We start from the raw sequence: 11,043 nt of genomic DNA, 5'->3' as shown, positions 1-11,043 counted from the left end.
ACCAGGCCATGGGAGGGAACTGGGTTGTTCAGCATGACATCACCCCTTCGGCCCGACGGCGCCGGATGGAGGCGCGGGTACATCCACCGTGAAGCCGGCCGAGGTGAACTTGCCGGCTTCGTCGAAGACGCCGACGTCGAGGCCCGTCGATCCGCCGGGCACCCTGATGGCGATCCGGAAGGCCCTGTTCGCCATGTTCGGCAGGTTGATGTTGCCGACGATAGAGCCGTGGTCCCTGTCCACCACGAAGTATGTCGTCGAGCCGGCCGCCAAGCCGCTCGGGACCAAGCCGGATACGGTGATCTCGATCGCCGCCAGAACTGCTGCGTAGCTCATGATGCCCCCCCGGGTTAGCGGCGGCCGCGCCGCTGCGTCCATTGTTTGAATGTTCAGTTTCCAGTCGCCGCCAAGCGCCGGCGACCCGACCAGGTCGTTCGCCGCCGCAACCGGCGCTGCCACCGCGCGCGACAGCGCATCGATGAAATTCGTTCCGGTGACACCGGCGCCGGCGTTGCAACTCCACAAAAGCAGCTCGCCAAATCCGCCCAGCGCCTGGCCGATCACTGCGAGATCAAGCTCATCGTCGTCCAGCGTCTCGGCCGACCATTCACCCGCCGCGAAGTTCACGCGACCAGGGGCGCCGTGGGCGATGATGTGCACGGCATCGAGACCGTCGCGGCCTTCGAGCGCCAGCGCCATCTGGCGCGCGGCCGGGCGCTTGGCGTCGAGCACGATCGCCTCGACCTCCGGCCTCAAATTGCCAAGAAGCGTGCCGAGATCGGATACCGAGGCATCGACGAAGACGAGTTCGGTGGCCATGGCGAGATCCTGTCGGTTGGTTTCAAGCTGAAAACTGGCGACGCCGGGCGTGGCCGGGTCGAGCGCGCGGGCAGGACGGGCGTCGTGATTTTCGGGGAGGTCGAAGCGGGCCAGCGGCCGGTCGCCGGTTGCGGCAGCCCATGGCCGCCATGGTGCAGCCAGCCTATCGACGCCGGAATTGGCTCCGCGCCCGACCTCTCGCAATGTCACTCTACCCACTACACACCCCTACCAACCGGTCGCGCCGACGGATCGGCGTCAACACGCGAGGGGAACTCCAGAACGGGAAACCTGTCCGCCTCCGCCGACGGGCAAACGTACATGCGGCTTTCAAGGCGCACCTCAAATGCGCGCCTTTTCACAAATCCGCGATGTGGCTTTACGGCCCTAGAACCCCTTCACCCAACTCTCGCAGATTTCCGGCCACCCGACCGTCAGACCTGCGGACCCCCCTCATGCCGTATATTAGTAAATTCGAAAATTAGCGATTTGTAAACTATTAAGTGGGGAACTGGTAAATGGCCAAGACCAAGGCCGCGAAGCCTGGTCAATATCGAAGGGCCAAAACGGCGCGAATTGTTTTGAAAACAGCAGGCTTGGCGGCTTCGCTTCAGTTCCCGCCAATCCGCCAACAGTCGTCATCGCCAGAGGCGGAAAGAATAACGGGAAACGCGCGGACCGCTTTCCAGCGAAGTCCGCGCGCCTCATTTTTTCAACTTGGACCGAACCTGGTCCGTACTCCGTTCCTGCTCACTCGTGCGGCTTCAAGAGATCCTTGATGGAGGTCTTGGCCGTGTGGTCGTTGCTGGCGTAGCCGGCGCCAGGCTTGCTCAGGTCCGAGGTGAGATCCGTGCTCGCACCAGCCGGCTTGTTCTGGTTGCCACCAGATCCGCTAACCGTCTTGAGGACGTTCAGCAGGTCTGACGACACCGAAGTCGCCGCAAGGCCGATCAGGTTGCGGACCGACGCATGGCCGCCGGAACCGCCGCCGCCGTCAGTCGAGCCGGACTGCAGGAATTGCGCCGTGTCCTTGAGCCCGAGCGTATTGGCCGTGACGTTGGCTTTGTGACCAGGGCCGTTTTCGCCATTGTTATTGTTCCCGGAACCACCAGGTGCATCCTGATCTCCATTGCCAAAGCCGTTATTGCCATGACCACCAGTACCACCACCGTCCGAACCGGTTCCTCCGGTCGGGCCTGTCGGACCTAGCGAGCCTGTTGCACCAGTCGCTCCCGTGGCACCAGTCGAGCCGGTAGCTCCGGTTGAGCCGGTCGCACCAGTCGAACCTGTGGCACCAGTCGAGCCTGTGGCACCGGTCGAGCCGGTGGCTCCGGTCGAACCTGTTGCGCCGGTCGAGCCGGTGGCTCCGGTATCGCCCGTGGCACCAGTGGAGCCTGTTGCACCGGTCGCACCAGTCGCGCCGGTATCACCCGTGGCGCCGGTCGAGCCAGTTGCCCCTGTCGATCCGGTTGCACCGGTCGCGCCGGTTGCTCCGGTATCGCCCGTGGCACCAGTGGAGCCGGTTGCACCGGTCGCACCAGTAGAGCCTGTCGCTCCGGTCGAGCCGGTGGCGCCGGTCGCACCGGTTGCTCCGGTCGAGCCAGTTGCCCCGGTCGATCCGGTTGCTCCGGTCGAACCAGTCGCGCCGGTATCGCCCGTGGCGCCCGTCGAGCCAGTTGCACCAGTCGAGCCCGTCGCACCGGTCGAACCAGTTGCTCCAGTCGAGCCAGTCGCACCGGTCGAACCAGTTGCTCCAGTCGAGCCCGTTGCGCCAGTCGATCCGGTTGCTCCGGTCGAGCCGGTCGCACCAGTCGAACCGGTCGAGCCGGTTGCCCCGGTCGAGCCAGTGGCACCGGTCGAGCCGGTTGCGCCGGTCGAGCCTGTTGCACCTGTCGAGCCTGTTGCTCCGGTCGAGCCTGTTGCTCCGGTCGAGCCGGTGGCGCCTGTCGAGCCGGTGGCACCTGTCGAGCCGGTCGCTCCGGTCGAGCCTGTTGCACCTGTCGAACCAGTTGCCCCTGTCGAGCCGGTAGCACCGGTCGAGCCCGTTGCTCCGGTCGAACCAGTGGCGCCAGTCGATCCGGTTGCACCAGTCGATCCAGTTGCTCCGGTCGAGCCAGTTGCCCCGGTCGAACCAGTAGCACCGGTCGAGCCCGTTGCTCCGGTCGAACCAGTGGCGCCAGTCGATCCAGTTGCGCCGGTCGAACCAGTAGCTCCGGTCGAGCCTGTTGCGCCGGTCGAACCCGTTGCACCCGTCGAGCCGGTCGATCCAGTGGCACCTGTCGAACCGGTTGCCCCGGTCGAGCCGGTTGCCCCGGTCGAGCCTGTTGCGCCGGTCGAACCCGTTGCACCAGTCGCACCGGTCGCACCGGTCGAGCCAGTAGCACCGGTCGATCCTGTCGCTCCGGTCGAACCAGTGGCGCCGGTCGAGCCGGTTGCGCCGGTCGAACCCGTTGCACCCGTCGAACCAGTTGCCCCGGTCGAGCCTGTCGCTCCCGTCGAACCAGTGGCGCCGGTCGAGCCAGTAGCACCGGTCGATCCTGTCGCTCCGGTCGAACCAGTGGCGCCGGTCGAGCCTGTTGCGCCAGTGGCCCCGGTTGCACCAGTCGAGCCAGTGGCACCAGTGGCTCCGGTTGAGCCGGTTGCTCCGGTCGAGCCGGTTGCTCCGGTCGAGCCAGTTGCTCCGGTTGAACCAGTTGCCCCGGTCGAGCCTGTCGCTCCCGTCGAACCAGTGGCGCCGGTCGAGCCAGTAGCACCGGTCGATCCTGTCGCTCCGGTCGAACCAGTGGCGCCGGTCGAGCCTGTTGCGCCAGTGGCCCCGGTTGCACCAGTCGAGCCAGTGGCACCAGTGGCTCCGGTTGAGCCGGTTGCTCCGGTCGAGCCTGTTGCTCCAGTCGAGCCAGTTGCTCCGGTTGAACCAGTTGCTCCGGTCGAGCCGGTTGCTCCAGTCGAGCCGGTGGCTCCGGTTGAGCCTGTTGCCCCGGTCGCACCGGTCGCACCGGTCGCGCCGGTATCACCCGTGGCGCCCGTCGATCCGGTTGCACCGGTCGAACCAGTCGCTCCGGTTGAGCCAGTGGCACCTGTCGAGCCGGTTGCCCCGGTCGAACCGGTCGCACCGGTCGAGCCGGTCGCGCCGGTATCACCCGTGGCGCCCGTCGATCCGGTTGCACCGGTCGAACCAGTCGCTCCGGTTGAGCCAGTGGCACCTGTCGAGCCGGTTGCCCCGGTCGAACCGGTCGCACCTGTCGAGCCAGTCGCGCCGGTATCACCCGTGGCGCCAGTCGAGCCTGTTGCTCCGGTCGAACCAGTCGCACCAGTCGAGCCTGTTGCACCAGTCGAACCAGTCGCACCAGTAGAGCCGGTTGCACCAGTAGAACCTGTCGCTCCCGTATCGCCGGTCGCACCTGTGGCTCCGGTCGCGCCAGTGGAGCCGGTTGCACCGCTCGCTCCGGTCGCTCCGGTCGAACCTGTGGCGCCGGACGAACCTGTGGCACCCGTATCGCCGGTCGCACCTGTGGCTCCGGTCGCGCCAGTGGAGCCGGTCGCACCTGTGGCTCCGGTCGCGCCGGTCGCGCCGGTCGAACCCGTGGCTCCGGTCGAACCAGTCGCACCCGATGAGCCGGTCGCGCCAGTAGAGCCGGTTGCACCGCTCGCTCCGGTCGCGCCCGTCGCACCCGTGGCGCCGGTCGAGCCAGTCGCACCCGACGAGCCGCTCGCGCCAGTTGAGCCTGTGGCTCCTGTCGCGCCCGTTGCCCCAGTCGCACCTGTTGCGCCGGTCGAGCCAGTTGCACCCGACGAGCCGCTTGCGCCAGTAGAGCCGGTCGCGCCTGTAGAGCCCGTGGCTCCGGTCGAGCCGGTTGCACCAGTCGCTCCGGTTGCGCCTGTGGGACCAGTTGGGCCCACTTGACCCTGGCTCGTGAGGGTCAGAGACCCTGTAACAAACGTATTGTTGTTAGCGCCATTGGCGGCGCCGCCGTCGAAATTATAAGTGGGATGAAGAGGGTCTTGAACTAGCGGAGGCGAAAGTGTTCCAACTACATTGAAATTGTCATTGTAAATTATATAAGTATGAGTTGTATCTGGAATTGTTATGGTAACCGCGAATGCAAGAGCTTTACCGCTATTTGTAGCAGATGGAATTACAAAGCTACCAACAACTACGTTCAAGCCGTTAAATGTATCTACCAGATAATAGGTATTAACGGCTGAGCTGTTACCATTGTTCTGTATCGTACCTTTTAGTGTAAGATTGCCAGTTTCAAGAACTCCGGAGTAACTTGCGACTCCATCTGGGGTGAGCGGCGGTAGGGGCGTCGGCGCGCTCGCGCGTGCTGACAGTTCCCAAGCGCCGCCCAGCGCCGCTGCTCCAACCAATGACCTGGACGCGCATACATCCGCGCCGACAGCCTCTTCCAAAGCCTCGACGAACGCGTTGCCCGAGTGGCCCCAAGCGGTCTCGCAGCTCCACAGCCTCAGCTCGCCGTCCGCGGCAAGTGCCCTGCCGATTGCGGCAAGATCCTCAGCCTCTTCCTTCAGTGTGGCGGCCGACCATTCTCCTGCCGCGAAGCTAACCCGGCCAGGTGCGCCGTGCGCCATAATATGGATCGCATCGAGGTTTTCGTGTCCTGCGAGCGCGGCAGCGATCTGCTGCACCGCCGGCCGGCGGCCGTCCAGCATGACAGCCCGAACTTCTGGCCTCAGATTGCCGAGAACCGTCGCGAGGTCGGAGACTGAAGGATCGACAAAGAGAATTTCAGAGGCACGGGCCATGACTGGCTCCTGTTGGCTTCGAATTCGATTCAAGGGAAAACCGCCCATCGGCTTGGCCGGCGAGCGGTCAGGAGAAGGAGCTTGGGCGCAGTCATCGCCCAGACGGCCCGACGGCGTCGTCGGGACGCGCAACAGTGGGGCTCTCTACGCGGAGGAAGCTGCAGACCTGGAAAGTCCCGGCATCGTCAAACGTGCCAATCGCCAATGAGCCGGCTGCGGCCGGAACCTTGACGGTGACAGCGACGGCGAGGCTTCGCTTGACGGCGTTGGGAAGAATGACCTGACCGACGATGGCGCTCTTGGCGGTGTCAAGGATTAAATAAGGCACATTTTCGGTCGTGTCGCCGATGGGCAAGACGCCTCTGACGGCAACTTCCATGACCGCAAACCCTGCTATGTAGCTCATCTTATCCTCCTTGGTCGGCGGCAACTGTGCCGCGCAGTCAATTTCCATTTGCTGCCGAGTGCCCGCGGCCGGACGAGATCGCTGGCATCGGGTGCTTGAGTTGAATGCGACAGTGCATCGATGAAATTCGTTGCGGCCGCGCCGGAGCCCGCCGCGCGGCTCCGCAGCAGCCCGCCAAAGCCGGCCAGCGTGCCCGGCCGACCGACGCGAGATCGACCTCGTCGTCCTGCCTCGGGTTTTGGAAGATCGTGCCAAGATCGGATGCCGAGGCATCAACGAAAAAGAGTTCGGAAGCGCGGCGCCGAGGCGCGCCGGTCGGCCCATCCGCGCAATCGGCTCTGACGCCTCCTGCACGGCGCTTACGTTGCGCACGCGACACAACCAGATTCACAAACCCCACTCCCATTGCCGTGACGCTGACGTCTCGGCGATAACTCTCGAGGGAAGGGGCAGCCGTCCGCCTCCAAAGCGGAAATCTAGGCACAACTTAAGAGTGGCGCGCCCATGGACGCACCCTCCAAACTGCCAAACGGCCCTGATAACCCAGACCCTCTAACTCAACTCCCTGAGACGCTTTCGCGGAATTTCAGGCACGCGGCCGTCCAATCCACAGGCGCCCCTCGGTACAGCATTTTAGTAAATTCTAAAATTAGGAAGTTGTAAACTATTAATTAAGTAACTTCTAAATTAGCTGAAAACAGGATAACGGCGTTGGAGCAATACCGGCGGGCCAGATGGAAAAAATCGTTCTGAAAATCATATACTTAACGGTCCCGCCTCGAATCCTGCCGGCATCAGCCTTCAGTTGAAGGTCCGCGTCGTCCATGCAAACGCACCGACTATGGCGCGTACAGACGATGTCGCACAGGTTGGCAACGTGTCGGCGGATGTGGGTGTCTCAACCTTGACGGCAGCCTGCAAATGGCGGCGGAATGCACAGCCTAAACCGGACGGAGCGGTAAATGCCGGCGGTTGCAATTCGAACACGATCCTTTCACGATAGTGGTTGCCGCGCATGCTGCCGCGACGGCTGGCTGCTAACCACGATGGATAAGGTTAAGCGCGGTTTCCAGAGGACGACCTGCACGATCCGTGAGAAGGAATGATCGGACTTTAGGAATATAGGCTGTTCCGGTGGCCGGACCGGCAAAAGGGTGGCGACTGCGGGGGGAAATGTATGAGCGATCGAAGCCTGGCAAATCCGCATCGAAGCGGATCCCGCAAGGTGAGGCGGCACGCCAACCGTCCCCATCACCAACAGTCATGTTGAGGGTCGATGGAGCACGAATGACAAACGGCAAGCGACTCTGCCTCAACATGATCGTCAAAAACGAGATGGCGAACCTTCAACGCTGTCTCGGGGCGGTTGTCGACCACATCGACTGCTGGGTCATCGGTGATACCGGCTCGACCGATGGGACCCAGGATTTCATCAAATCGTTCTTCGCTGCCCGCAACCTGCCGGGCGAGCTGCACGAATTTCCATTCCACAATTTCGAGCAGGCGCGCAACGTGGCACTCGATCACGCCTATGCCTCGCCACTCGCCTACGACTATCTGTTGTTTGACGACGCCGACATGGAGTTGATGGTCGAGGACGCGGGTTTCCGAGAGCAGCTCGACAGTTCGGGCTACCGGCTGCTGCAGCGGTCGGATTCGGGCCTCGCCTATTGGAATACGCGCCTGGTCAGGCGCGACGCCGGCGCGCGCTACTACGGCGTGACCCACGAATATCTCGACGTGCCCGAGGGTGTGCAGGAACTGCGCGGCGCCTGGTACAAGGACCACGCCAGCGGATCGAACCGCGTCGACAAATTCGAACGTGATGCCAGGCTTTTGCTCGAGGCCCTCGAGAAGGATCCGGAAAATCAGCGCTACTGGTTTTACCTGGCGCAATCCTATCGTGACGCCGGGCGGACGGCGGAGGCCGCGGTGGCCTACGCCAAACGCGCCGCCATGGGCGGCTGGGATGAGGAGGCGTGGAATGCCCGCCTGCAAGGGGCTCGCTGCCTGCGCAAACTCGGCGACGAGCCTGGCTTCATTGAGCAGGCGCTTGCCGCTTTCAATCAACGACCGCAACGTGCCGAGCCGCTCTATGACCTGGCCAGGTTCTACCGCGACAAGGGGATGAACCACACCAGCGTGCTGTTCTCCGAAGCGGGGCTGGCAATCAAGCGACCGGAGCAGGACATCCTGTTTATCGAGGATTACATCTATACAACGGGCCTGCTGGAGGAGTTTGCGATCGCGGCAAACTATGCGCGCGACCCCGTACGCAAGGACCGTGGTTTCGCGGCCTGCAACTGGCTGGCGCTGAACCGGACAATCGACGACGGACCGAGGGAACTGGCATGGTCCAACCTGTTCTTCTATGTCCAGCCAGCCAAGACAATGATGCCGTCCTTCAGCGCGCGTCCGGTCGGCTTCGACGCGCCCGATGGCTATCGGTCGTCAAACCCATCAGTAGCTCGATTGGGCGACCAGATCGTGCTCTTGCAGCGGACGGTTAACTACACCCTGGCCGAAGACAACCTGCAATACGACACGCCGGGCGGAGCTCCGGTTCACACGCGCAATTTCCTGCTCCGATTGAGCGATGAACTTGCCATCCAGTCCGCAAGCGAGATTTTGCCGCCAGTTGACATGCCAGACCCCGCTAATGGCCGGGTTCTCGGATTCGAGGACATGCGCCTGTTCGCTTGGCGCGATGCGCTGTGGGGCGTCTCATGCGTACGCGAGCTGACAGAGGAGGGCTGGTGCGAGCAGGTCGTCGCGCGCATCGACGAGAGTGGCGCCTGCCGGCTGACTGACTGGCGCGTGCTCCATCCGGCAGGACAGCGGGTGCACGAGAAGAATTGGATGCCGCAAGTAAAGCCCGGCAGCACGGGGGCAGGGGCAGAGACGCTGCAGTTCATCTACCTCTGCGACCCCACCCGGATTGTGGACGAGCAGGGCGCGACGCTCAGCGAGACTCCTCCCGCGATTGCCGCCCAGAGTTTCAGGGGTGGAACCCAGCTGATCGCATTCGCCGGCGGATGGCTCGCCTTGATTCATGAAGTCCAGTGGCGGACCGCGGAGAAGCGGCGTTATTACCTGCACCGGTTCGTCTGGTTCGATGAAGCCAACGCCTTGCGAAAAGTAAGTCGTCCGTTCTTCTTCGACAAAAAGGGCGTCGAGTTCGCTGCCGGGCTGGCGTGGCACCCCGACGAAAGGCGTTTGCTGATATCCTACAGCGTCACCGACAGCGAGTCCTGGATCGCCACCGTCGACGAGGCGGAGGTGAGGTCGCTGCTGGAGGACGTGAATGGCCTGCCATCGGGTGTGGCTGATACAGCGTCGAGGCTGACGCCGGCCGGTGGGCACAGCAGCCCGCCAACGAAAGCAGGGATCAAGCCTGACCGCGCTGAAGACGATGGGGCCATGGGTGATGCCAGCCAGACGGCGTCGGAAGGCAAGGACCTCGGCGCCAGCGGCATCAAGTCGACAGACGAAATCCTTCATGAACTCGCGCCGTTTCTGCGCGACGTCGATTCTCCGCTGCAACGACGGGAAGGATCGCGCCAGTTCGACGCGCGGATTTCTCCCTTCCTTGGCAGCGACGACACCGCGCTTCCGCAGATCAACTGCTTCTACCAGGTGATGTCCGACAAGGCCGAGCATCGCACCTTGATTGCCGCCACGACGTCGATGCGGGCGGCAGGGCATCCGGTGCGGGTATGGAGCTATGCACCGGAAAAGCTCGAATTCCTCGTCCCGCACGGGATCGAAGTCCGCAATGCCGACGACGTCATGCCGCGGGCCTTGTTCGAGCGGATCATCGCCGGCTCCGAGATCAGGTATTTCAGCGATATCTTCCGCTACGCCCTGCTCTACGAGCATGGCGGGCTATGGATGGATTCAGACGTCATCCTGCTGCGGCCGTTCCCGTTTCGCGGCGATCATTTCTTCAATCTGCAATGGCGCGGATCGCACAAAGGTCATTTTGTCTGCGGCAACGTCATCTATGCCAGGCCCTACAGCCGCCACCTCAGGGCGCTTTACGAGATGTCGATCTCGCGCTTCCATGACACCAGCGGCAAGGAATTCGGAGACATCGGCCCCAAGCTGCTGTCGGACTACATTGCCTCCGATGCCGGAGCCGAACTGCGGGACTGGGTGTTCAGCCCGATGTTCTTCAACACCATCGATTGGAATGAGATCGACCGGTTCGAGAAGCCGATTGGGGAATTGGCCGACTATCTGAACGATGACCGTGTATACGGCATCCATCTGTGGACGGCACGCAACGAGGCCCGGCCGGGCGGCGAAGGGGCGCCGCTGATTTCGCTGCTGATCAGCCCGCTTGACAGCCTCCCAAGCTTCACAAGCCTTGCCGACCGCTTCAACACCGACAAGAACCGGCACACCGGCAACCGTCACTGCTATGCGAGGATCTACGATCGCCTGCTATCGCCCCGGCGCTTGTCCATGCAGCGGCTGATGGAGATCGGCCTGTGCCGTGGTTTGGCCGAGGGCAACCAGACCGAGACCCCATCCGTCTCACTGTGGCAGAGCTATTTTCCGTTTTGCCAGGTGATCGGTGTCGACCTAACGGATTTTTCGCGGCTCAACAATGAACGGTTCAAGTCGTTCGTAGGCGACCAGTCCAAGCTCGACGACCTGCGCCGTGTTGCCGCGAAGCTTGAGCTGGGATCGCTCGACGTGATCATCGACGACGGCAGCCACGCCTCGTTCGATGAGCAGCTGACGCTGCGCGAGTTCTTCCCGCTGCTCGCCGAAGACGGTTGGTATTTTCTCGAAGACCTCGACTGGCAGCCGCCCGGCGAGGATGCCGCCAAGATCACGCTGACGAAGACCCTGCTGAGGGAAATCCAGCAGCACGGCAGTGCGCGCTCGATCGATCCGCTGGGGGTGAGCGCGCTTGCCGATCAGTTCGCCGAGATTCTGTTCTTCGACAGCCACTATGAGTTGAATAGAGCCAAGCTGCTGGGTGGCCTCGTGGCCATACGAAAGCGCGCAGGAACAGGGCACCTTCGGTAAAAATCGTAGCG

At 63.0% G+C, this 11,043-nt stretch carries 5 protein-coding genes and 1 pseudogene; 2 read left to right on the top strand and 4 right to left on the bottom strand.

Annotated elements, in window-relative coordinates; genetic code table 11:
* Positions 1–39 precede the first annotated feature (39 nt).
* Positions 40–1,038: a DUF4347 domain-containing protein gene (locus AC1D05_RS05780; protein ID WP_477439012.1), complete on the bottom strand. Its 999-nt coding sequence runs from the start codon at positions 1,036–1,038 to the stop codon at positions 40–42.
* A gap of 531 nt (positions 1,039–1,569) precedes the next feature.
* Positions 1,570–1,749 (bottom strand): hypothetical protein, encoded by a 180-nt coding sequence (locus AC1D05_RS05775; protein ID WP_477439151.1) that lies wholly within the window; start codon positions 1,747–1,749, stop codon positions 1,570–1,572.
* Between the two features lie 304 nt (positions 1,750–2,053).
* On the opposite strand from AC1D05_RS05775, the gene AC1D05_RS05770 reads away from it, so the two are divergent.
* Positions 2,054–4,723, top strand: coding sequence for a hypothetical protein (locus tag AC1D05_RS05770; RefSeq protein ID WP_477439010.1), 2,670 nt, complete (start codon positions 2,054–2,056; stop codon positions 4,721–4,723).
* A 413-nt stretch (positions 4,724–5,136) separates the two neighbouring features.
* On the opposite strand, the pseudogene AC1D05_RS05765 reads toward AC1D05_RS05770, so the two are convergent.
* Positions 5,137–5,586, bottom strand: a pseudogene (locus tag AC1D05_RS05765) (DUF4347 domain-containing protein); the annotation flags it as partial.
* A gap of 91 nt (positions 5,587–5,677) precedes the next feature.
* Entirely contained in the window at positions 5,678–5,992 is a 315-nt protein-coding gene (locus tag AC1D05_RS05760; protein WP_477439008.1) for a hypothetical protein, read from the bottom strand.
* Between the two features lie 1,134 nt (positions 5,993–7,126).
* Here AC1D05_RS05760 and AC1D05_RS05755 point away from each other — a divergent pair.
* A complete protein-coding gene (locus tag AC1D05_RS05755) occupies positions 7,127–11,032 on the top strand; it encodes a glycosyltransferase (RefSeq protein ID WP_477439006.1) in 3,906 nt (1,301 codons plus the stop codon).
* The last annotated feature ends 11 nt before the right edge of the window (positions 11,033–11,043 follow it).

This window comes from Mesorhizobium sp. P2_E9, from assembly GCF_056403815.1.
This window is presented reverse-complemented; position numbering and strand designations above follow the sequence as displayed.

Bases quoted from the DNA above. Each gene is read 5' to 3' on its own strand.
- AC1D05_RS05760 (WP_477439008.1), bottom strand. From the start codon at position 5,992: ATGAGCTACATAGCAGGGTTTGCGGTCATGGAAGTTGCCGTCAGAGGC.